The sequence below is a fragment of the Pedobacter sp. SG908 genome (genome assembly GCF_011759615.1).
In the GTDB taxonomy this organism is placed as follows: Bacteria; Bacteroidota; Bacteroidia; order Sphingobacteriales; family Sphingobacteriaceae; genus Pedobacter; species Pedobacter riviphilus.
This window is the reverse complement of the sequence record NZ_JAAOYY010000003.1, coordinates 1-24,787: the sequence shown is the minus strand read 5'-3', so window position 1 is coordinate 24,787 and position 24,787 is coordinate 1. Positions and strand designations below refer to the sequence as shown.

Sequence of the window (24,787 nt, the reverse complement as noted above, 5' to 3'; positions counted from 1 at the left end):
TAAAGAAAATACAATGAAAAGTACCGAAATATTATTTCAAAATAAAAAGAAGCCTGGTTTAATGGGGTTTGCCACCATTTTAATGCTGAGTTTAGTTTTATTGGGCTCGTGTAAAAAGTATCTGGATATCGTTCCTGATAACGTGGCCACAATAGACAATGCATTTACCTTAAGAAGTGAGGCAGAAAAGTATTTATTTACCTGTTATTCCTTTTTGCCTAAAGACGGCGAACCATTATATAATATGGGGTTTATGGCTGGGGATGAAATCTGGTCAAATATAGAAGAGCGGGAATTTATCTCTTATGGTTGGCGTATAGCCAGAGGTAGCCAGAATGCCGACAATCCATTAATGGATGCATGGAATGGACGTTATCAGGGAGGAGGATATAATGATAACTTTGGTTTATACAAAGCGATCAGAACTTGTAATATTTTCTTGGATAATGTACAGGATCAAACCAAAGTTCCGGATCTTAAATTGGATGAAAGACAGCGCTGGATTGCAGAAGTAAAATTTTTAAAAGCATATTATAACTTTTTGCTGCTGCGTATGTATGGCCCGATTCCAATCGTAGATAAAAATCTGAATCTTGATGCATCTGTTGAGGAAGTAAGGATTAAAAGGATGCCTTTTGATGATTGTGTAAATTATGTGAATAATTTGTTGGATGAAGCGACAACCAACTTACCCATGATTATTACCGATAGGACCAATGAGCTGGGACGTATTACAAAACCTATCGCACTTGCAATTAAGGCTAGATTACTCCTCACAGCGGCAAGCCCGTTGTTTAATGGAAATACAGATTATGCAGGCTTCAGGGATAAAGATGGAGTTGCCCTTTTTAATACTACATACGATGCTAATAAATGGATAAAGGCTAAGGATGCGGCAAAAGCTGCGGTAGATGCAGCCGAAAGTGCAGGATTTAAATTATATCAATTTCCTGGGTCACAGTTTAAATTATCTGACAGTACATTGAGGCAGCTTACCATCAGAGGAGCTTTGACGGAAAGAGTTGCTCAAAATTCTGAGCATGTTTGGGCTAACCCAAATAGTTTATCATCATTTATGCAACAGGTAGCTATGCCACGTTTAATGAAAGGTTCAGATCCGATCCCGGTAGGATCAGCCAGACAACAATTAGCGCCGCCTATTAAGATTGCAGAGATGTTTTATTCAAAAAACGGAGTACCTATCAATGAAGATAAAACACTCGATTTCAGTAATCGCTATACTATTAGGAAAGCGGTAAAAGCTGAGCGTTTTTACATCAAAGAAGGGTATAATACTGCAAGATTAAATTTTGACAGAGAGCCACGTTTCTATGCCGATTTAGCATTTGACGGCGCTACCTGGTACAAATATGACAGCCCTTCAGGCTCTGATGAAAATACCTATACAGTTGAAGCAAAATCTACACAATTGGCCGGCGCAAATAACTTTGGCTGGTATAATGAAACTGGTTATTTTGTTAAGAAAGTGGTGGATTGGAATATGTCGCAAAGCAACAGCGGGGCAACATACAGAACTTATGCATGGCCGGAGGTCCGTTTAGCAGATTTATATCTGATGTATGCGGAAGCATTAAATGAGACTTTGTCAAGTCCTTCTTCTGATGTATATAATTATATTAATAAAATCAGAACCAGGGCAGGTTTACAAAGTGTAGAAACATCATGGACGAACTATTCAACCAATCCATCAAAATATACCACTAAAGATGGTATGCGCCAGATTATTCAACAGGAGCGTTTAATTGAAATGGCTTTTGAAGGTAGCCGCTATTGGGACATCAGAAGGTGGAAACGTGCAGCCGAGATGTTTAACCAGCCCATTACAGCATGGAGTGTAAACCAGCCTGACGAGCAGTCTTATTATCGTGTGAGAACGGTATTAAGTCAGAATTTTATAGCACCGCGTGATTATTTGTGGCCAATTAGAACTTATGATTTGACAGTTAACCCTAATCTGGTACAAAACCCTGGATGGTAAAATTATCATTAATCAATAGAAAAATATGAAAAAGATTAATAAACTATTTTTTTGGGTGCTATCAATGATGATAGTATCATTTATAGGATGTAAGCAGGAGGCACTTATACCATTCGAAAAGAATGAAACGCCACCAGGGCAGGTTTCCAACATTTTAGTAGAGAACGGTCCGGCAAATGCAAAAATTAGCTATACCTTACCTACTGACAAGGATTTGCTTTATGTTAAGGCGGTATATAAACTAGCAAATGGTACGCAGGCTGAAGTTAAAGCATCTTATTATAGCAGCAGCCTATTGGTAGAAGGCTTTGGCGATACCAATGAACATGAAGTGATGATTTATGCTGTAAACAGAAGTGAGGTCGCTTCAGCACCAAAAATTGTTAAAATAAAACCTTTGGAAAATCCAATTAGGGGGGTGTTCAGAAACCTAAAAGTGATACCTGATTTTGCAGGGATTAACTTTACATCAAGCAATCCGGCCAAAGCCGATTTATCCATTGAAGTAATGATCATGAAAAATGGTAAATATGAATCGCTGGGTAAAAACATATACACTTCTGCGGCAGATATTAACCAGTCAATTCGTGGTTTGGACACACTTAGCAGTAAATTTGCCATTACTATTCGCGACAGGTGGTTAAATTATAGTGATACCTTATATACTACCTTAAAGCCACTGTATGAAACAGCACTTTCTAAATCGCTGTATAAAGCGTTAAAACTTCCAACAGATGCAGTGCAGACTTACACTTCAACTGCATTAGAGAATATGTGGGATAATAACTTTATTGACTGGCCAAGGTGTTCACTTACAGATGTAACACAGATAACACCACAATGGGTAACTTTCGATATCGGAAAACCTGCTGTTTTAAGCAGAATTGTGGTGTGGAACTATCCTGAATATCTGAATGCCGGAAGGATGTATTATTATGGTGGAAATTTAAAGGATTTTGAGATCTGGGCATCGGATAACCCTCCTGCAGATGGTAGCTTTAATAATTGGGTAATGATTGGATCATATAAATCTACAAAACCATCAGGTAGTGCTTATGGTGTTCAAACATCAGAAGATTATGCCTTTGCCAATGCCGGTATCAGTTATACTTTTGGAGCTGTTGGTAAAAAATTCCGTTATCTGCGCATTAAATCTAATAAAAACTGGCAGGGCACAACTTTTCAATCCATTTCTGAGATTCAATGTTATGGAGATCCGCGATAGCGATTTAAGTTTCATTTAAAAATTATAAAGATGAATAATTATAAATCAAAAAAATATAAAAAGTTAACTGTTTTTGCCTTGCTCATATTGGTTGCAGGTGTTTACAGTGCCTGTACCAAACAGGATGACTTTAAGAAATTTGTAGCAGGTGGTGAAATTTCTTATACAGGTAAGCTGGATTCTGTGAAAATGTATTCCGGTGATTCGAGAGTAGTGTTAAAAGGACTTTTTCTGGCAGATCCTAAAGTTGTAAGTTGTAAAATATTTTGGAACAACAAAAAAGATTCAATAGTAATCCCGGTTGTGAAAAAAAATATCGTAGATACACTTAATTACTCTATACCCATCAGTACAGAAGGTTTACAGAATTTTACCATATATACTTATGATAAAGCGGGTAATAAGTCTATTCCGGTTTATGCCAATGCCAGATCTTATGGCGATCGTTATAAAGCTTCACTAAGTAACCGCGGGATTTCCACAGCGGTTAAAGGAACAGATGGCAACGCAACCATCCAGTGGTTAGGTATGGATAAATTAACCGGTGTTTTTACCACTGAACTTCAGTATACCAATTCCAGCAACACCTTGGTTACGGTTAGAACACCGATTGATTCTACCAAAACAATTCTTAAAAATTACAAGAGTGGTTCTACATTTAAGTACCGTACTTTGTTTCTGCCCGATACAAATTGTGTAGATACTTTCAGAGTAGCTTATTCGGCCAATCTCTCCGTTGATGAAGATATGACCAGCTTATTATCGAATACCGGCCCATTTACAAGAGCTGCTTACGATGGATCAAGATGGGGAACATTAGCAGGATGGACCACTAGTTCAGGTGCTAAGAATATCAACAACAATCAATATGGTGGGTATGAGTTAAGAAGTGGCGTTGGTGTATTATCTTTCGAATCCGGCTGGGGAATCAATACACCTGTTACCAATGGTCTTATTTATCAAACCATCACATTGCCCGCGGGCAGATATACTTTTAGGTTATCTGGTATTGATCAGAATAGCGGAGGTTCAAGGTATATTGCTGTTGCTGCCGGTAATACCCTACCGAATGTAACTGATATTCCGGCTGCGGCTATTGCTTATGCTAATATCGCTGATGGTGAATTGAATTTTTCACTTACGCAACAAACCACTGTCTCAATAGGTTTCGGCGTATCGATAGATAATTCTGGCCAATATATAAAAGTTAAAAGCGTCAAATTATTGAAGTGGGCTAAATAGATTAAATAAACACCTTGGGTTAGTCACTTTCCCAGGGTGTTTTTCTATAAAAAATACTTACGCTTAATAAGGTATTCGTAGGTAAGATTATGATCATTCCTCTTAATTATTAGTGCTTAAATCTATCGGCATTAACTTCTGATAACGAAAAAAAATGAATAACCAACCTAAAATATATCTCATCCCGGCGTTTATGGTTCTTACTTTATTCGTTGGCTGTAAAAAAACTGAAAAAGTAGCAGAACCTACAACTACTAAGACGGAGGTAACTGGTGCTGTCGCTACTTTAACTACTACCGAATTTACTTCCATTACAACCACTGGTGCAACAGGCGGCGGAACCATTACCGATAAGGGAGGTTCTGCTGTTACCGATCAGGGAATTTGCTGGAGTACCTCACCGAAACCAACTATTGACAGCAAGAAGGTTGGTGTTATTAGCATTAACGGGGCAGGTGTTTTTACCAGTCAGCTTACGGGCTTAACGGCTTCCACTAAATATTATGTCAGAGCCTTCGCCATTAATAAAGCAGGAGTTGCTTACGGTAATGAAATCGAACTCACCACAGCCAGTATAGCCAGCTCTACATTTGGTTTTTCGCCTATGTATATTATAGGCTCAACGGTAGCAGCAGCAGATATTGAAGTGTTAACAGATGGTGGAGATGCCATTACAGAACGAGGTATTGTTTATGCATCCTCGCCAAATCCTACCATTAGCAATAGCAAAGTGAAGCATAATAACGCCGGACTTGGTAAGTTTAGGGTGAGCTTAAAGAACCTTACACCAAAAACCACCTATTATGCCAGGGCTTATGCCATTAATGCGAAGGGTGTGAGTTATAGTAATGAAATTACCTTTAAAACCATTGCAAAAGGTAATTTCACCTACACCTTTAACAAATCTCAAAACCCTGGTGCAGAAGAGCTTGCGGCATATGGTAGGTTGCAGGTGGCCATTGATAGTGCACTTTGGTATTTTAACAACTATACCTCTGTTACGAAACACGTGTATTTAAATTATGTTGACGGTGTACCAACGGCCGATGCCAACAACCAAGGCTGGATGCGGTTTGGAACCAATTCTTCCTATCAAAACCTCAGAACAATGCTTCATGAAGGTTCGCACACTTTAGGTACCGGAACTTCTTCGTGGTGGTGGAGTACGCTTGTTAATGGTAAACTGCAGGCACCAAGCGTAACCGCAATATTGAGGCAGATCACAAATGACAATACAGCCCAACTCAGTGGTGATAGCCAACATTACTGGCCTTATGGTCTTAATCAGAATTCAGAGGTTACTTCAAGCTGGGATTTTGCCTATACCTGTTTAATTATCGAAGCCATGCGTAAAGATGGTTTAACGGAATTCAGCGGTGCCTATATCCCATAATGATTACATTTGATATAATGGTAATATCTGTCAATTTTCCATCGTACAATGAAAATTAGTATTCATTTTTAAGCTTCCTGATTTTTTGATTTTCCCGGTTGCCATTTTGCAACTGGGAAAATCTAAAACTCGTACATCAGCGTATAGAGAAGCCCATGTTCTTTTATGTTTTATCATCATCAAAACAATGTTTGTTTTATAGATCATGTTTTAAAGAAAATAGACGATTTTTTCTTGGTGGCTAAAATAAAAACGAAAATTATGCTTGTAATTTTTTAATTCATTAGTCTATGAAGGTGAATAATTGGTTTATTAATAGTTTTTTACTTGAATTTAAGCGATTGAGGTTGTTTTTTTATTTAATTTTTTAAGAATAATCAGATAATTGGCGTATTTTATCGGAGATATAAAAAATAGCGTTAATTATCCCTATGAAATTTGAGAATGAAATTTTAAAACCCATCTTTTATTTAATTTATACAAGTGTAGAGAGTGACTTGTTTAATCACGATGAACTTAAAGTCTTGCTTAATCAGTGTAAGGATTTTAATAACCGGAATAATATTACCGGAATACTATTGTATGTAAGAGGTCAGCAAATTACAAAGAGTAAAGGAAGGTTTATGCAATTGCTGGAAGGGGATGAACGGATCATCCGCAGACTTTTTAAAAAAATTGTAAATGATGAACGCCATGAATCAGTTGCTTTACTGCAAATTGGCAAATATGACCGACGTTGTTTTACAGATTGGAGTGTGGGGTTTGAGCAGGCTGCCGGAGAACTTTATCAATCGCTATCTGGCCATTTCGATTTAAATGATTTAGTTTCACGATGTAATAAACTTGGTGCTACTGATGTTCCGTTGCAGTTTTTGCAGAAGTTATCCTCCAACAATAAAGCGCAATTTGCTGAAACGTTTTTATAGCCCAAACTGTTAAAGCTACGTACCAAAGGATATACTTATTCTTTATGATAAATGAATTACAATAAACTACTATGTTAAAAAACAAAAACAACCTAATTACAGTTAATTTCGTATTAAGATTATTATAGGGTAGGTCTATTGGATTCGTTTGTTGATTTTTATCTAATGAAATTGTTAAATGATGTCACGTTGTTTTTGTTTTTCTGTCAAAACTTGTAAATTGCCTTAGTAAAAAGATACATATTGTCAGTTTTTGATGGCGAAAAAATCCTTACAATAAACCGACAATGTAATATTTGTAATCGGATGTTTTTGGCAAATGTCCCTTTAAAACCTATAGAACACTTATTACGTAGATAGATATAAATAAAATAATATTTGTCGAAGCGATAGTCTTACATTGAATTTTGGGTTCTCAGGCATTCAAAAGCCTCTTTATCCACCCATATGGCGCAATTGTTGATAAAATAAAGAAAACAGTACGTTCGTTTTTATAAAGTTATTTTATAGTTTAGGGACGTAGCTGTTAAGAAAGGTATTATGGAAGCAAAATTTTCACCACAGGTTAAAGATGTAATCTCTTTTAGTAGGGAGGAAGCGCTCCGCTTAGGGCACGATTACATCGGAACCGAGCATTTATTATTGGGCCTCATCCGCGAAGGCGATGGCATGGCTATAAAAATTTTACGATCGTTAGGGGTTGATACCGGTAAATTGCGCCGCTCAATTGAAGATGCCGTTCGCGGTACTTCGAGTGTTACAGTAAACTTAGGCAATATTCCATTAACAAAACAGGCAGAAAAAGTTTTAAAAATCACTTATTTAGAAGCCAAAATATTTAAAAGCGATTTAATTGGCACCGAACATTTGCTATTATCGGTTTTGAGAGATGATGATAACATCGCCTCGCAAATCTTATTGCAGTATGGTGTTACTTACGATGTTTTTAAACAGGAGGTTGAAGTGAATAAAAATGGTTTCAGAGATGATATCTCAAATAGTGCTTCTACAGGAGGCGATGATGATTATCGCGAAGAAGAAAGCTTTAGTACGCCTAAAAAGGTTTCAGATATAAAATCTAAAACCCCTGTTTTGGATAACTTCGGCCGTGATTTAACAAAAGCTGCTGAAGAAGGTCGTTTAGATCCTATTGTAGGCCGCGAGAAAGAAATTGAGCGTGTATCGCAGATTTTATCCCGCAGAAAAAAGAACAATCCGATTTTAATCGGAGAACCAGGAGTTGGTAAATCGGCAATTGCAGAAGGCCTTGCCTTACGCATTGTACAACGTAAAGTTTCGCGTGTGCTTTTTGGCAAACGTGTAGTTACATTAGATTTGGCATCACTGGTGGCCGGTACAAAATACCGTGGCCAGTTCGAAGAACGTATGAAAGCCGTGATGAACGAGCTTGAAAAATCTACAGATGTAATTTTATTTATTGATGAGATTCATACCATTGTTGGTGCTGGTGGCGCATCAGGTTCATTAGATGCATCCAATATGTTCAAACCTGCTTTGGCAAGGGGCGAAATTCAATGTATTGGTGCTACAACATTAGATGAATACCGTCAGTACATTGAAAAAGATGGTGCTTTAGACCGTCGTTTCCAAAAAGTGATGGTAGAACCGGCTACACCGGATGAAACTGTAGAAATTTTAACACGTATAAAAGATAAGTACGAAGAACACCATGGTGTAACTTATACTGATGAAGCTATTTTAGCTTGCGTTACTTTAACATCGCGTTATATCTCTGATCGTTTCTTACCTGATAAAGCCATTGATGCTTTAGATGAAGCAGGTTCACGTGTTCACTTAACCAACATCCACGTTCCTCAGAACATTATTGATATTGAAGCTAAAATTGAAGATATCAAATTAGAGAAAAACAAGGTTGTACGTAGCCAGAAATACGAAGAAGCTGCAAAACTACGCGATACAGAGAAAAATTTAATTGAAGAATTAGATAAAGCTAAAGCGGAGTGGGAAGCCGAAACCAAAACTAAACGTTACGAAGTATCAGAAGATAACGTAGCCGAAGTGGTTTCGATGATGACTGGTATTCCGGTACAACGTGTGGGGCAAACAGACAGTGCAAAACTGTTGAACATGTACGATAAAGTGGCCGAGAAAATTATTGGTCAGGATGATGCAATCAAAAAATTAACCAAAGCAATACAACGTACAAGAGCTGGATTAAAAGATCCTAAAAAACCAATTGGTTCATTTATTTTCTTAGGCCCAACTGGTGTAGGTAAAACAGAATTGGCAAAAGAGCTGGCCCGTTTTATGTTCGATAGTGATGATTCTTTGATCCAGATCGACATGAGTGAGTATATGGAGAAATTTGCGGTGTCACGTTTAGTGGGCGCGCCTCCAGGATATGTAGGTTATGAAGAAGGCGGACAATTAACTGAAAAAGTTAGAAGAAAACCTTATGCCGTAATCTTATTGGATGAGATTGAGAAAGCGCACCCTGATGTATTCAATATCTTATTACAGGTTTTAGATGAGGGACAATTAACCGATAGTTTAGGCCGTAAAGTTGATTTTAGAAATACAATCATCATTATGACATCTAATATTGGTGCCCGTCAGCTAAAAGATTTTGGTCAAGGCGTTGGTTTCTCTACAACAGCGAAAACAAATCAGGCCGATTCTCACAGCCGTGGTGTAATCGAAAGTGCTTTAAAACGTGCTTTTGCTCCTGAGTTCTTAAACCGTGTTGATGATGTAGTGGTATTTAATAGCTTGGGTAAAGAAGAAATCTTCAGAATTATCGATATCGAATTAAAAGCCTTATTTGGTCGCGTTCATACCCTTGGTTATGAAATTGCATTAACTGAAAATGCTAAAGAATATATTGCTGATAAAGGTTTTGATAGTAATTTTGGTGCTCGTCCGTTAAAAAGAGCCATTCAGAAATATTTAGAAGATCCAATTGCTGAAGAGATTCTTAAAGGCGAATTGGCTGAAGGTGACGTTTTAGAAATTGATTATGATAAAACTACCGAACAGATTTTGATCAACCACAAAAAAGGCGAAAAGAAAAAAGAAGAGCCAAAACAAGAAGAAGATTCTTCAAGTAAATAAGTAAGAAACTCCCGATAAAAATCGGGAGTTTTTTTTGTTTAGGATACTAGACTACTACTTAGCTGTTTTTTGGAATATAAAAAAATAGGTAGAAATTAATTTTTATAAAGAAAATCGTTGTACCTTTCCTTAAACTATTCCTTATTAATGAAACTAATTACCTTTTCTTTAGCGTGTTTAGCGCTATGTTGTGCATTGTCCTGTAAAAAAGGAACTGATTCCAATACACCAGATACAACATTAAAAATAGAAAACTCTACTGCTACGAACATTAACAACGATGTGCTGTTAAAACTGGTTAACGATACCCGTTTGGCCGGTTGTAATTGCGGTACTACTAAAATGCCACCTGTTGCAGCTTTAACCTGGAATGCCAATCTGGCCTCGGCTGCAATTTATCAAAGTAAATACATGGCATCAATTAAAAGCATGGTACATACCTCTGCAAATGGCGAAACAGTTGGTTCGAGGGTTACGGCTACTGGCTATAACTGGACAACAGTGGGTGAAAATATTGCATTTGGGCAAACTACAGAAGCACAGGTTTTTAATGATTGGATTGCCAGCGAAAGTCACTGCAAAAACATCATGACAGCATCTTTTAAAGAAATGGGTGCAGCCAAAACAGATAACTATTGGGTACAGGTTTTTGCCGCTAAGTAATCTAAAACTAACAATCGTCATCTTTTGGAACGTAGTGGAATACCTACCAGTGTAGGCGGGGAGAGATCTATTTACAGTAGATTCAGCTTCGCTGAGCACTAATGTGGTTCTCGACTCGGTTGCACTCCGCTCAAAATGACGATTCTCTTTACATCAGCTCCTTCAATGCCTTATAATACCGAATATAATTTTCGGGTTCGGTATTTAAAAACAGGAAAGGTTCTATCAATTCCAGTTCCATCAATAAAAAATTGCCATTAACAAAAGTACCATCAACCCGTGCATATAGGCAATCTTTAGCAAACAACGTTACATATTGCTGTGCCGTAGCAACCTCTTCTTCGCTAGGTTTTTGTGGGTGAACAGTGCCACCGTGGGCCGGTTGTACCCTGAAATCGCCAGGTTTAGCCTGTTTGATTAACGAATGACTATATACACCATTAAAGAAAATGAAAGACCATTCGCCACTTTCCAGGATTTCTGGCAAAAACGGTTGAACAATAAAATCTTCTTCCTGAATAAGTTTATTTAGCTTTTGGTTTACTTCTTCAACATTTTCTGCTGTCACCTTGAAGGTATTTTTTGCGCCGCCACTCACACAGGGCTTCACAATTAATTTATTGGTATTAAATTTTTCAAAGAAGTGTTTAAGCGTTACATCTTCCTGCTTATTGATAAAGGCGCTGGGTATAATTTTTAAGCCGGCAGTTTCAATCTCCTGAAGATATTTTTTATTCGAATTCCACCTCACCACATCGATTGGGTTAAGCAGCCTCACTTTTTTAGCTTCCAAAAGGTCGAGCCAGGCGTAAAATTCTTCAATCAGGTCAAAGTAATCCCACGGCGATTTTAAAATGGCAAGCGAGTAATCTTCCCATTTAATGTTTGTATCATTCCAGATGATTTTTTCAATATTTAATCCTTTATCTTTTAAAAAATATAAGAGTTTATCATCCTCACTTTCAACGGTAGTTGTATCGTAAGCACCTTTATCTAGGTAGGTTATTAAGGCAATATTCATAAGGTTAAAACTAAGTTTAATCAATGTGGATTACAAATTTGGGTTTATAAAGAATCTAATATTTTGATTGTTCTAACATCCCGATTGCAAATCAGGACCAAAATATTGAGATGGCCGTGATGATAAAACCACGGCCTGAGCGCTAGGGATTTTTCTCCCCGAATTTTAAAACAGACTCACCTGGTTACTTGGAATTTTGAACAAAGTGTGGTCTAAAATAATGTCCTTCATATTTAAGCCATTTAAACGGCAATGCAGCCTAAAATTATCTCTAATCATTTGAGAAATATTACCATCTCCCCGCATTCTATCGCCAAATCTGCTATCGTTAACATGCCCACCATGGCAGCTTTGGATCATATGCCAAACTTTATCAAAACGATCTGGGAAATTTTTCTGTAGCCAGTCTTCAAATATTTGTCCAATCGCTCCATTTAGCCTCACCACTGTATAACCCGCCTTAATAGCGCCAGCATTTGCTATAGCCTTTAAAATTTTAGGAATTTCATGGTCGCTTAAACCAGGCACAAGTGGAGCAACCATAACCCCCATAGGGATTCCATCTTTACTAAGTTCCTCCACAACCTTTAAGCGCTGTTTAGCAGTTGTTGTACGGGGTTCCATCACCTGCCTCAAATCTTCATTTAAGCTATTGATGGAAACGTAAACCATGCAGAGATTCAGCTTCGCCATTTCTTGCAGAATATCCCGATCGCGAAGAATAAGTGAATTTTTGGTAATCATACCGATGGGCTGTTTGTAGGCCAATGCAATTTCGAGCAGCTGCCTGGTAAGTTTAAACTTTCTTTCAGCAGGCTGGTAACAATCGGTATTGCCAGAAAGAGAAATAGTGGTGGCATCCCAGCCTTTTTTCTCTAAGAACTTTTTAAATAGTGCTGGGGCATCTTTTTTAACGATTATTTTCCGTTCAAACTCAATTCCTGCGCTATAACCCCAATATTGATGCGAGTTGCGCGCATAACAATAAGTACAGCCATGTTCGCAGCCCTGGTATGGATTTAAAGAATAAGCCATGCCTACATCGGGGCTGTCAACTTTGTTTACAATGGTTTTCGAATTTTCAAAAATAAAGGAAGTTTTTCGATCGCTCTCCTCCCAGTCATCTATTCCTTCATCATGTTCCTTTACATAAACATCCTTTAAAAATTTATTGTGTGGATTAACTTGAGCGCCCCGTCCTTTAAAATATTGTTTTTCTTCTTCGCCGATCATAAATTAAAATTACTAATATTTTTAGTAATTTTAATTTCTACGAATGCCTACTTTTCAACATTTTTATTTTCACTAGCAACCTTATTCGTTTACTTCTTTGGGAGGGGCACATAATCCATCGGTACCATATCGGCCACTTTTTCATATGCCCAGTAACCTTCATAAAGCAATGATCGGGAATCATAAATGCCACCATTTTCGTAGAAACGCACACCTTCGCCGGTTAAATTCGCTACTGAAATTTCATTTTCCGGAACATCCAGTGGCCTGAAAATCCAGAAACCTGTTTTAGAATAAGCAAGTGATTCTTTTTCTTTTGTATATTGAATCAAAAGAGCATCGGTATAGCTCAAGTATTTCAAATTCTGGTTAAAATAGTGCACTAAAGTATCGGTAAGTACCTCTGCTCTCGAAAATTTGTCGATGGTTCGGGGCATTTCTTTTTGTTTGGTCCAAAAAGCGAGCAGTGCGGTATCTATTTTACCTTTATTCTGTCTGATACCTGTTTTCTCCGGTACAGCCTTAATCTTTTCTAAATTGGCATTAATTAAATATTCAGGATAACGGTTAGGATTGGGTACTTTAATCATCTTATTAATGATAAACCCTTCTTCTTGCGTTTTGTTGGCATAAAGCGAACGGAAGAAATGTTGCGACGAACCATAATATGCAACCTCTCTGGCAGCAATATACTTTTTCTTTTTAGCCGCCGATGCTTTTAATTCTTCAAAAAACGGGTGACCAGAATAATAAATGATATGTGTTCTCGAATTATACTCGAAACGGTCAAGCATATATTTAAGCCGATAACCCAAAGCTTTATTCTCTACAATCAGAAACTCAGTTGTAGAAACCGTTAAGGTACTTTTGGTTATGTCGAAATCTATATTTAGCACCTGCGGATTTAATATCTTGCACTGTAAAGCATTTGGGGTTTTCCCAATAAAAAAATCTTTAAACTGGTTGATATACTTCTGACGGTTGGGATCGGCCCTAATTACAACTTCTTCCAGTTGCGCAACATTTTCTTTCAAAACCAGTTCTACCTGTACCGATTTATCGGAAATGATTACACTTTTAGAATAGGGGAGATAACCAACCAGTTGAACGAGCAGATCGTAACTGCCCGGTTTTAGATTAGATAATTTAAATCGACCATCGTTATCAGCCACAGTAGCAATCTTGTACCCACTTAAATAGATACTTGCGCCAGGTAATCCATCTTTTTGATCCCTAACCAAACCACTAATTGAGAAGGTGTTTTGAGCAATGGCATTAGTACCCAATATGATCAGCGTAAGGGCTACTAAAAGGCTTTTAATCATAGAGACGAATGTAACCAAAAGGCGTAATATTTATTAAAAACGCACAAGATTTTTAACAAATTTAACATTTGCAAATAATCGTCATTTTGAGCTGAGAGCGGGCTAATACAATTTATAATCCTGAGTGTATCGAAAGATCTTTAAGAAGAAAATTTGATTAAAGTAAGTCAAGTGAATAGCAAATATTGTTTTCTGAAAACGAAAGGCCTGTTTTTCATGGCTAGAGCAGTCCCGCCATCGCTTGTAGTCCTCGTTGCGCTAGGCTTCACTGTGGGCTACCCGCTCTGTCGCGTTTATTTAACAAAGGTAGGTTTGCATGGTACCTAAATAGTATTACTGGTATTGCCAGCTAAACCCCTGCCTGAAGCATGAAGGCAAGGATTTGTAACGAAATGCGGGACCGTTTGAACCCAATAGCACTGCCTGCTTTCCAAAAAAAGGAAAAAAATAATCTACCGTAGTTGTGCTTTAAATCGGGCTGATGCCATTTCTACTTTTTCTCTTCTAAATTAGCAGGAGGTAAATAATCCATCGGCACGCTATCCGCTATTTTTTCCCAGGCCCAATAGCCCGAAAAAAGCATCGATCGTGGGTTGTAAATGCCTCCGTTTTCGTAAAAATAAATAGGAGGTTGCTGTAAGGTGATAGTTGATACCTGATAGCCAAAATAATCGGGTGGCCTGCTAATAGCGAAACCAATCCTTCCTGTAAATGCGGGATTCTCGGGCTCTTTAGTATAAACCACATAAAGTTTATCAGTAAAATTAATTTCCTGAATGGCAGGTTCGGTTGTTAGTCTGGCCAGTGTATCCTGCAACACAGGAACTTTGCTCAATACCGAAACCTCCTTAGGTAGATTTTTCTTTTTGATCCAGTAATTTAGCGAATCGCCCATGGTGAGGTGAATATTACCTGTAAAGGTTTGAGCCTGGGTAAATTGCCTGATATTAGCATTAATTAGGCTGTCTTTGGGCCTGTTGCTATTAGGGATACTTTTTAATTTGTTGATGATAAAACCTTCTTCGGTGATCTTTTTATGGTATAACGATTTAAAAAAATGCTGGGGAGAGCCAAGGTAGGCTGTTAAACGCATTTTATTCCAAACTTCCTTTTTGTGCTTAGAACCTTTTAAATCTTCGTAGGTAGGAAAGCCCTGGTAATAAACAATGTTGGTTTTACGGCTGTACTCGAAATTATTAACCAGGTACTTGATTCGGTAGCCCAATGCCTTATTTTCGATGATGAGAAACTGGTTGCATTTTACAGTAAGTAAAGCATTGTCCTGATCGTAATCGATTATCAGCACATTTGGATTAATCATTTTACATTGTGCGGCATTTGGTGTAGTACCAATAAAAAAATCTTTGAACATGGCAATATAATGTTCCCTGTTCGGATCTGGCTTAATGGTTACTTCATTTAATTGGGTAATGCTTTCTTCCAAAATCAGATCGAGTTTTATGGCCTTATCTGAAATAATAACGTTTTTATTTAGCGCTTTATAGCCAATAAGCTGTACCAAAATATCGTAATTGCCAGGTTTTAGCGGTAAGCTATAGCCACCATCATTGTTAGAAACGGTCGCAATTTTATAACCGCTTACATATACGCCTGCACCTGGTAGAGCCTCACCCCGTTTATCTTTAACTATACCCGAAAGAATATAACTTTGTTGAGCAGCACAAAAGTTACCGATGATTAATAATGAAAGTAGAAGTATAAAAGATTTCATTATTTAAATATAAACTAATTTATTAGTTTGAATAAGACTCGAATGTAAAATTATTAGTGCTTTTTGAAATTTTTCGGTTTATCGTCGTGGTCTGTGTCCTCACAGACGGCTAAATACTATTCAACTCAAGATGGTCCTGTGGTAATATAGGCCATGGAATTAATATGTCTTATAGCCAAATGGTAAAATCTAGCAGTAAATTTACAAATGACAAGACCCCGAAATGAAATCAAGGTGACGACGACCGATTGATAAACTAAGCGAGCAACTCCCGTGCATTTTCTATAGCCGATGTACCCGGGTTTTTACCACTTAACATTTCGGCAATAACACCAATACGTTCTTCTTGTTTAAGTTTACGAATGCCGGTTGTGGTTTTTCCACGGTCTTCATTTTTGTGAACAAAGTAATGCGATATGCCTTTGGCGGCAATTTGTGGTAGGTGTGTAATCGAAATTACCTGCATGTTCTGGCCTAAATCGGCAATTACTTCTCCAACTTTTAAAGCGGTCTCGCCAGAAATCCCGGTATCAATCTCATCGAAAATAATGGTTGGTAACGAAGTATGTTTGGCCAATAAAGCTTTTATGGCTAACATCAGCCGTGATAATTCACCACCAGATGCTACTTTATTTACCGGGGCAGGGGCTTGGCCAGCATTGGCTGTAAAGAGTAGGTTGATTTCATCCAATCCATCTTTATTCAATTCGTTCAAGCTTTTTTGTTCTAACACCAATTTAGCATTAAGCATACCTACCTGTTTCAAAGTAATACTGGTCTGTTCCTCAACCATTTTAATTGCTTTCTTGCGGTTGGCACTTAATTGCTCGGCCTGTTTATGCAATTCTTTATTAAGTTGATCTATTTCTTTCTGTAGTTTTTCTATATGCTCATCGGAAGATAACAGTTTGTTAAGATTCTCTTCCAATTGTTTTTGAAGTACCAGTAATTCGGTATTATTAGCAACCCGGTGCTTTTGCTGCAGGGTATAAAACAGATCCAACCTTTGGTTTACAATTTCTAACCGATCGGCACTGTGTATGGTATTCTCTTCAATGCCAGAAACCTCGTCGGTAATATCTTTTATTTCGATAATTGATGAGCGCAAACGTTCGTACAGTACATTAATTGCAGGATCGAATTTTTCTATATTCTGTAGTTGTAAGGAAGCTTCTTTTAAAATCTGAAGGGCAGAAGGTTCACTTTCGTTAATTAAGCCCGAAGCGGTAAGTAATGCTCTTTTTATGGTTTCGGCATGCGTTAAACGTTCTAACTCTTGCTCTAAATCTTCCTGTTCACCATCTTGTAGTTTTGCCTGCTCGAGTTCGTTAAATAGAAACTGCTCATAATCTTGCTTATTTCTTGCCTCGTCTGCCTCGCTCACTAATTTCTTCAATAGGTTGGTTTCTTGCTTTAGCTTTTTAAACCCGCTGCGGTAATTAAACAATAGCGACTGGTGGTTAGCTAATGAATCGACAATTAACAATTGAAAATCGGTATCGTTAATCTCCTGGGTGGCATGCTGAGAATGGATGTCGATCAGCTTTTCGCCAATTTGTTTAAGAATTGATAAATTAACCGGGGTGTCGTTAATAAACGATCTGGTTTTACCATCTATGGATATCTCTCTACGTAAAATACTTTCGTTTGCAAAATCTAAATCATTTTCTTCGAAAAGTTCTTTCAGGTTTTCATCTGCCAGTGCAAAACTTCCTTCAATAACACATTTTTTATCCTGGTTAAAAAAGTATTTGCTTTCTGCTCGCTGTCCTAAAATTAGCGATAATGCTCCTAAAATAATAGATTTACCAGCTCCTGTTTCACCAGTTATAATATTTAAGCCTTTATCGAATTCGATATCGAGACTATCAATTAATGCGTAATTACGTATAGAAAGTTTTTGTAGCATGCTAAGCAAAAATATTAAAATTTATTCAACAGGTGCATACAAAACAAAAACAGCGAAGAATAATCTTCGCTGCTCATGATCTGTTTGGTTTATGTGTTGTTATTTTATCGAAATGTTAATTACATTACCATTATCAACTTTTAAGTTAACGGCCTGAACATAACTTTTTATTGCTGTTTGATCGGCATTGGTAAAATCAGATTTTTTATACGTTACTACCGCATTTAGGGTGTTCAGTGGTTTAACAGCACTGGTAAAATTTTGATTATTGTATAACATTACTGCGGGAGTTACCTGTGAACTTTTGTTACCACCTTCTACCTTTTCTTTTTTCTCTTTTTTCTCCAACTTTTCTTTCAGCTCTTTTACTTCGTTGTCGAATTTTTCTTTCAATTTTTTATACTCCTCAGTTTGTCTCACCTTACTGTTCGAGTTATCATTGTATTTAAAAATTACACCATCTGAAGAAAGCTGGTAACCTTTGGTTTTAAATAAAGAATCGGTATGTAATTTGCTTAAACCAGATAATTTTGCAATATCTCCAGATTTTAAAGCTTGCATCCTGATGTTATCGATCTGCGCTCTAAACTCAGGTGAATTCATTTTGGCAGACATTTCTTCGCCCATCTTTCTCCATTTTGCTTGCGCTTCGGGGCTGCTAAACTCTTTCGCCATATCTTCACCCATTTTTTTCCATTTGGCCTGGGCTTCAGGAGAATTCATTTTCTTTTGCATCTCTTCTCCAAATTTTTTCCACTTGGCCTGTGCTTCCGGCGAATTGTATTGTTTGGCAATATCTTCACCGAATTTTTTCCATTTAGCCTGTGCCTCTGGTGAGTTATATTGTTTGGCCATATCTTCTCCAAATTTTTTCCATTTAGCTTGCGCTTCTGGTGAATTATACTCTTTATGTATTTTGGCCAGTAATAACGAATCGTTGAACTTAAATTTAAAATTACTATCAGTATGCAGTCTGTAAATGTTTTTTCCTGCGAAAAGTTCATCTCTATAAAAGTCTTTTCTTAAGCTATCAGGCATTTCTTTTAAGGAGTTATACTCTGTTTTCTTACCATCCGCATCAATGGTTACAATTTTAATTTTGCGTTTTTTTGTGGTGTCTGTGCAAACGATGGTTTTCACATTATGGTGGTCAATCAAACTCAAAACTTCAGTTTTCGGTGTTTTTTTAGTTTCTTTTTTCTTTTCCGTTGGATTGATCCAAGCAATAGAAAACAAGCAGGCTACGCCTAAAGTTAAGGCTGCCATTTGTTGTTTGGCGTTTAAATAATTTGTTTTCATGTTGGTTATTCTTTTTATGCGTTGATATAAATTCTGGGTCTTGCCTGTTGCTGCCAGTGCATAAGCCGGACTGTTTTTGTCTTTTAATAGTTCGAGTTTAAGTAGGGCATGGGCATAATTCAACGGTTTCCCGGTAATTTTTAATACCAGATCATCGCAGGCATGCTCGCGCTCAATATGTATAAATCTACCTGCCATCCACACAAATGGATTATAGAATAATAATGTTTCTATGGCGGTTTTAATCAGGTTTAATAAAAAATCGTTTCTTCTGATGTGTGATAACTCATGGATTAATATCGCTTCTACCTGATCGTTGTCTAATTGGTTTACCAGGGCCAGTGGAAATAATACCACAGGTTTTAAATAACCGATTACCAAAGGTACGTTAACAATAGAGGAGAGGTGGAACTGGATAACTTTGTTGATTTTAAGGTGAGCAATTACCTGCTCAAAAATGGTTTTCCAACTATCTGGAATAGCGCTTAAACTTTCTTTTTTAAGTTTTGAAAGCTGACTATAGCCTTTAATAATAACGAATAACTGAAGCAAGATGCCAATGGCATAAAATATAACTACTATAGGGAAATACTGCTCTGCCTTACTGCTAAAACTTGGCGGAAGGTTGTTAAAATATTGGTAAACCTGTATATTTTGTGCATTAATGGCGGGAGCCTGATTATTTGCATTTAAAGTTAATTGATGAATGAAATTATAGCCAAAGCCAATAAACATTAAAATGATGGCACCAAAGGCTAGGTTGTGCTTATGTTTTGCCGCCAGCTTCGGAATGCTAAGCATTACGATAAATAGGATGCCATAAATGATGGCGCTTTGCCAAAGTGAGTTTAAAATACTCCAGCCAAATGCTTTGATGAACTGTTGTAATAAAGTTTCCATAACGGTGATTTTAATTTTTTATACGGAGACAATCCGAAAATTTTACTGTTTATTAGGGATCAAAACCCTACACCTTTCAACCTTCAACACTAACCTTACTTTAGGCTATCTAAATATTTTTTTATTTCGTCAATTTCATCAGCACTTGCACTGTGGTTACCCAAAGCCTGCATCACCAATCTCGCTGCCGATCCGTTAAATACGTTATCGATCATTTTGTTTACCAATTGTTTTTCAGTTTTATCCCGACTAACAAGCGCTTTATAAATGTGCGTTTTTTGGTTGGTATCTCTTTCTACCATTCCTTTCTCGTGCAGAATCTGCATCAGTTTTAAAGTTGTGGTATAGCCAGAGTCTTTTTTATTCAGTGCTTCATGAACCTCTCTTACCGTCGCATTCCCCTTTTGCCAAAGCACCTGGAGGATTTCCATTTCACCTTCTGTTGGTTTGATGTTATGATTAGTCATATGTTACAAGTTGTACGAATTATTTCGTATTCAAATGTACGAAGATATTCGTAAAATCAAAATATTTTAACAAATTTTTAACTTTATTGGTTAATTGTTGAAACTGATTAACCGGTTAACTGTGATATAAGACGCATGAGCAGGTAGAATGTTGCATGCCTATTAGGCTTTGGAAAGGAAAACCCCGCCTATGAAAAACTGACTCTAGTTATTAAACCTGATTGACGTGGATACCGGCCTGTGTGTAAGGCCTGTAGGCGTATGAACAAAAGCAGGACTAGCTTTAATTGAAATGCTGAGATTGCTTTTCTAAAATTAATTAATCGCAACGAATAGAGAAACTACTTAGCGCTTAACCATTGAAACTGTTTAGCCATATTATGTACAACTAACCGATTAAAACAATTAACTGCTTAACCAAAAAATTAATTTTTCTTCAGCACTTCGTACTTGCCAATATTCGCCGGATCGATTTCTGCCAACATATTGTAAGCTTTCATGCGTTCCTGGCCGTTTAGTTTAGAAAGTACATTCGTTACTTCTTCGGCTTTAGCCGCAAAGTAAACATTAGGGAAAATAGAACCCAGTTTCTGCTTATCCATTTGTTGGAGGGCAGGTAAGGCAGCAACAATCTGTGTTAAGCCCTTATCATTATCGGTTAGCTGATCCAGGCCACTTAAATGGTAACTATAGATGAAATTGCGCAGTTCGCTAAAAATAGGATTCAAAACATTTTCATTAAACCAAAAGCGATTGCGCAAACCATCAGCTGCTCTCCAGCCGGTATTGCCTGAGGCTTGCGCCAGGTTAATGATGTTCTGTGCTTTTTTATAAAAAGGAGTTCCGCCCATCTTGCTAAAACTATCTTTATCCATTCCGATGATGGTATAAGCGTAATAGGTGAGGAGGGCACTGATATTGGAAATGTAATTCTGATCAGAAAAGTCGATTGTAGCACCATCGTTGAAATTAAAATCGAAATTCTTATCACTCATATTTAACAAAGTGCTGTTGTAAGAGCTGTTAAAAACCGGGCGGCTGCTTTGGATCTGTGCTTCTGCAGTATATCCAGAACCACCATCCCACGAATTGATGGTGATGATAAAACTACAATTGATACGTTCCTGTGGTTGATAACTTTCGTTGCTGAATTTGTTATTGTTTAAAAAATCGCGGATTGTTTTCTGCAAAGCATCTAAAGTTGGCTTGCTGATGTTCGAAACCTGGGGCGCCAGCAAAGTTACTCTTGCATTCAACTCCTGCGCCTGCAGTTTTCCGAAACCAACCAATATCAATATCCAAACAATCTTTTTTATCATTTCGCAATTTTTAAAATGGCAGTACAAATATCTTTGGCAACATCCGTTTTCGATTTCATTTCAAATACAGTCCGTTCCAAAGCTTTGTTAAAAATAGTAATTTTATTGGTATCTGATTTAAAACCTGCACCCTTGTCATTTAAAGAATTTAGAACAACAAGATCTAGATTTTTCTTTTCTAGTTTGCCTTTGGCATAATTCTCTTCATCATTGGTTTCTAAAGCAAAACCAACCAAAATCTGGTGTGCTTTTTTTGCCGCACCTAAGGAGGCGAGTATATCCTTTGTTTTTTCCAGTTCCAAAACCAATCCGCTGTCCTGCTTTTTAATTTTTTGAGTGGCAATTACTTTAGGGCGATAATCTGCCACGGCTGCACACATTACCGTAATATCTGTTTCGGGGAACACCGATGAACAAGCATCGAGCATATCCTGTGCACTTATTACGTCAATCCTTTTTAAAGTTTGAGTAGATTTTTGTGCTGTTGGTCCGGCAATTAAAGTAACATCAGCTCCAAGCCTTGCCAGTTCATCAGCCAGTGCAAAGCCCATTTTTCCTGATGAATGATTGCCTATAAAACGTACCGGGTCAATGGCCTCGTAAGTTGGACCAGCGGTAACCATTACCTTTTTGCCAAATAGTGGCATCGATTTTTTTATGGCACCATCCAGAAAAGAAACAATTTCGTCAGGTTCGGCCATCCGACCTTCACCCCAGAGCCCACTGGCAAGTTCGCCATTAGCAGGTGCTATAACTGTATTACTGTAGCTAGTAATACGTTCGATATTGCCCTGGGTAGTTTCGTGCTTCCACATATCCAGATCCATTGCCGGGGCTACATAAACCGGACATTTGGCCGAAAGGTAAACAGCGGTTAATAAATTATCGCAGATGCCGGTTGCCAGTTTAGCCAGTGTATTGGCACTTATTGGAGCGATGATCATTAAATCGGCCCATAAACCCAGTTCAACATGGTTGCTCCATACGCCAGTTTCTTCTTCGAAGTATTGCGTATAAACCGGATTTTTAGAAAGCGTAGCAAGGGTAAGTGGTGTAATGAAATTAGCACCATCAGGAGTAAGAATAACCTTTACGTTTGCACCAGCTTTTACGAGGAGCCGAACTAAAATAGCCGACTTATATGCCGCGATGCTACCGCAAACGCCAAGGATTATGTTTTTATTTTTGAGCATAGTGTTTAGGGCATGGGGCATAAAGCATAGAGCGTAGTATTAAACGCTTTGCCCTAAACGCTATGCGCTATGCCAGTTACTTTTGTTCTTTAGCAGGATTTCTGTGATAGATTTTCTCGTTCAAAAATTCATCAATAGCAATCAAAACAGGTTTCGGCATACGCTCGTAATGTTTGCTGATTTCAATCTGCTCACGATTTTCGAAAATTTCTTCTAAATTGTCGTTGCTTGAAGCAAATTCTGCCAATTTACCGTGTAACTCTTCTTTAACGTTGTTCGAAATCTGATTTGCTCTTTTAGCAATTACCACTAAAGATTCGTATAAGTTATCTGTAGTTTTATCTAAATCGTGTACGTTTCTGGTTACCGTAGTATTGGGTACAGCAGGTTTGTTAGTATTCATGTATTACTTGTTTTTAATATCCGTTTTATTAATTGTAGCAGAAGTATCTTTTAACTTCCCGGTTCTGATCAGCATCTGCTTGTATTTTTCTTGATCAGCGGCATATAATGCCAATTCTTGTTTAGTAGCCGCAATTCCTGCCTCAACATCATCCTTAAGCGCCTTTGCGTCTTTAGTGTATTTACTGTCAGGGTGGTTTTCAGTAAACTCAGTATATAAAGCAAGTGCTTCATTATAACGGTCTTCCTGGCGAATGACATAACTGTTTTTTGCGTATAAATATTGCGCTTTAATCATCAGGTAGTCCATTTCCTCAGCATATTTAATATCTGGGTAATCTCTCTGCGCATTTTTTAAGGCAATAACAGCTGCTCTATAGTTATCTACATTACTAGGCCCTGTAGTTAAGTACATTTTAGCATTTTCAAATGCTTTATCCTCTAACTTGCCCCTTAGTGTGGCAATATATTTGCCAGCAGCTGCAGCACGATCGCTGGTAGGGTATAAGTTGATAAATAATTGTAGCGCATCAATAGCTTTATAAGTGTTTTCCTGGTCTAACGAGAAATTTGGAGATTCTAAATAGAAACAATAAGCCCCCATGTATCTAGCTTCTTCTGCATTTTTACTTGCTGGATAGGTTTCTGCAAAACTTTTAAACTGGTATCTTGCAGTTGTATAATCACTTAATCTGTATAGCGTATAAGCATAATAATAGTTCAGATCCTCAGCTTCTGCACGGCCCCTATATTTTTGAGAAAGATCTTCAAAAAGTACCAAAGCTTTGCTGTAATCACGTTTATTATACAAACGAAGAGCCTCTTGGTATTTTTTTGCAACATCATTACTCGCTCTCAATTTCTCGAAACGACTTTTACAACCCGCAATACCTAAAGCGGCAACAAATACTAAAATAATTAAGTGTTTAACTTTAAACATTCTGCAAAGATAATTAATAATACGATAACATCAATAAAAACAATTGGCCGCTAAGCTATGCAAAGCAATTCAGTACAAATATACAGTTAACAAATTTTAACATATATATAAGTATTGCTTATATACTATAGTGTTGTTTGTTTTTTAGGAAAAGCAGGTTTCGTACTACTATATAGGTTTGTTCCCGCTTTCCATTTCAAGTCCTCGCTGCGCTGCGGGCTTTCCATTGCAATCGGGTTTATGCTGTAGGGGCAGTGCAGGGCACACCGTCATGGCGCCCAAAAAAGCTATGCAAAGCAATTCAGTACAAATATACAGTTAACAAATTTTAACATATATAAGTATTGCTTATATACTATAGTGTTGTTTGTTTTTCCGTAAATCAGGTTTCGTGCTACTATATAGGTTTGTTCCCGCTTTCCGTTCCAAGCGCCGCAGAAGGAGCGGCGGCTTTCCATTGCAATCGGGTTTATGTTGCAGGGGCAGTGCAGGGTACACTGTCATGG

At 37.5% G+C, this 24,787-nt stretch carries 18 protein-coding genes; 7 read left to right on the top strand and 11 right to left on the bottom strand.

Features of this window, described 5'->3' with window-relative positions; translation table 11 throughout:
* Positions 1-13: 13 nt before the first annotated feature.
* The 7 genes from FHT21_RS20815 to FHT21_RS20785 all read left to right on the top strand — a co-directional run bounded on the left by FHT21_RS20815 (position 14) and on the right by FHT21_RS20785 (position 10,541).
* Positions 14-1,999 carry a RagB/SusD family nutrient uptake outer membrane protein gene (locus FHT21_RS20815; protein WP_243854072.1) on the top strand — a complete coding sequence of 662 codons (1,986 nt, stop codon included), beginning with the start codon at positions 14-16 and terminating at the stop codon, positions 1,997-1,999.
* 25 nt (positions 2,000-2,024) lie between these two features.
* On the top strand, positions 2,025-3,224 hold the full coding sequence (locus FHT21_RS20810; RefSeq protein ID WP_167296674.1) for a DUF4959 domain-containing protein: 1,200 nt from the start codon (positions 2,025-2,027) through the stop codon (positions 3,222-3,224).
* Between the two features lie 30 nt (positions 3,225-3,254).
* On the top strand, positions 3,255-4,466 hold the full coding sequence (locus FHT21_RS20805) for a DUF4998 domain-containing protein (protein ID WP_167296673.1): 1,212 nt from the start codon (positions 3,255-3,257) through the stop codon (positions 4,464-4,466).
* A 154-nt stretch (positions 4,467-4,620) separates the two neighbouring features.
* Positions 4,621-5,859, top strand: a complete 1,239-nt coding sequence (locus tag FHT21_RS20800) for a hypothetical protein (RefSeq protein WP_167296672.1) — start codon at positions 4,621-4,623, stop codon at positions 5,857-5,859.
* A gap of 431 nt (positions 5,860-6,290) precedes the next feature.
* Complete coding sequence (locus tag FHT21_RS20795; RefSeq protein ID WP_167296671.1) at positions 6,291-6,785, top strand: BLUF domain-containing protein; 495 nt, start codon at positions 6,291-6,293, stop codon at positions 6,783-6,785.
* A gap of 540 nt (positions 6,786-7,325) precedes the next feature.
* Positions 7,326-9,878 (top strand): ATP-dependent Clp protease ATP-binding subunit, encoded by a 2,553-nt coding sequence (locus FHT21_RS20790; RefSeq protein ID WP_167296670.1) that lies wholly within the window; start codon positions 7,326-7,328, stop codon positions 9,876-9,878.
* Positions 9,879-10,025: 147 nt separating this feature from the next.
* Entirely contained in the window at positions 10,026-10,541 is a 516-nt protein-coding gene (locus FHT21_RS20785) for a CAP domain-containing protein (RefSeq protein WP_167296669.1), read from the top strand.
* Between the two features lie 148 nt (positions 10,542-10,689).
* On the opposite strand, the gene FHT21_RS20780 is transcribed toward FHT21_RS20785, so the two are convergent.
* The 11 genes from FHT21_RS20780 to bamD form a co-directional block, all read right to left on the bottom strand.
* Positions 10,690-11,562 carry a hypothetical protein gene (locus tag FHT21_RS20780; RefSeq protein WP_167296668.1) on the bottom strand — a complete coding sequence of 291 codons (873 nt, stop codon included), beginning with the start codon at positions 11,560-11,562 and terminating at the stop codon, positions 10,690-10,692.
* A gap of 165 nt (positions 11,563-11,727) precedes the next feature.
* On the bottom strand, positions 11,728-12,795 hold the full coding sequence (locus FHT21_RS20775; protein ID WP_167296667.1) for a PA0069 family radical SAM protein: 1,068 nt from the start codon (positions 12,793-12,795) through the stop codon (positions 11,728-11,730).
* A gap of 89 nt (positions 12,796-12,884) precedes the next feature.
* Complete coding sequence (locus FHT21_RS20770; protein WP_167296666.1) at positions 12,885-14,120, bottom strand: carboxypeptidase-like regulatory domain-containing protein; 1,236 nt, start codon at positions 14,118-14,120, stop codon at positions 12,885-12,887.
* Positions 14,121-14,610: 490 nt separating this feature from the next.
* Positions 14,611-15,852 carry a carboxypeptidase-like regulatory domain-containing protein gene (locus tag FHT21_RS20765; RefSeq protein ID WP_167296665.1) on the bottom strand — a complete coding sequence of 414 codons (1,242 nt, stop codon included), beginning with the start codon at positions 15,850-15,852 and terminating at the stop codon, positions 14,611-14,613.
* A 256-nt stretch (positions 15,853-16,108) separates the two neighbouring features.
* A complete protein-coding gene (recN, locus tag FHT21_RS20760) occupies positions 16,109-17,761 on the bottom strand; it encodes a DNA repair protein RecN (RefSeq protein WP_167296664.1) in 1,653 nt (550 codons plus the stop codon).
* Between the two features lie 99 nt (positions 17,762-17,860).
* Entirely contained in the window at positions 17,861-19,960 is a 2,100-nt protein-coding gene (locus FHT21_RS20755; protein WP_167296663.1) for a M56 family metallopeptidase, read from the bottom strand.
* A gap of 95 nt (positions 19,961-20,055) precedes the next feature.
* Complete coding sequence (locus FHT21_RS20750) at positions 20,056-20,427, bottom strand: BlaI/MecI/CopY family transcriptional regulator (RefSeq protein WP_167296662.1); 372 nt, start codon at positions 20,425-20,427, stop codon at positions 20,056-20,058.
* A gap of 425 nt (positions 20,428-20,852) precedes the next feature.
* Complete coding sequence (locus FHT21_RS20745; protein ID WP_167296661.1) at positions 20,853-21,746, bottom strand: DUF4835 family protein; 894 nt, start codon at positions 21,744-21,746, stop codon at positions 20,853-20,855.
* Positions 21,743-22,939: a bifunctional phosphopantothenoylcysteine decarboxylase/phosphopantothenate--cysteine ligase CoaBC gene (gene coaBC, locus FHT21_RS20740; protein WP_167296660.1), complete on the bottom strand. Its 1,197-nt coding sequence runs from the start codon at positions 22,937-22,939 to the stop codon at positions 21,743-21,745. Before coaBC ends, FHT21_RS20745 begins: the two co-directional genes overlap by 4 nt.
* A gap of 76 nt (positions 22,940-23,015) precedes the next feature.
* Positions 23,016-23,342, bottom strand: coding sequence for a DNA-directed RNA polymerase subunit omega (locus FHT21_RS20735; RefSeq protein ID WP_167296659.1), 327 nt, complete (start codon positions 23,340-23,342; stop codon positions 23,016-23,018).
* Between the two features lie 3 nt (positions 23,343-23,345).
* On the bottom strand, positions 23,346-24,281 hold the full coding sequence (gene bamD, locus FHT21_RS20730) for an outer membrane protein assembly factor BamD (protein WP_167296658.1): 936 nt from the start codon (positions 24,279-24,281) through the stop codon (positions 23,346-23,348).
* Positions 24,282-24,787 lie beyond the last annotated feature (506 nt).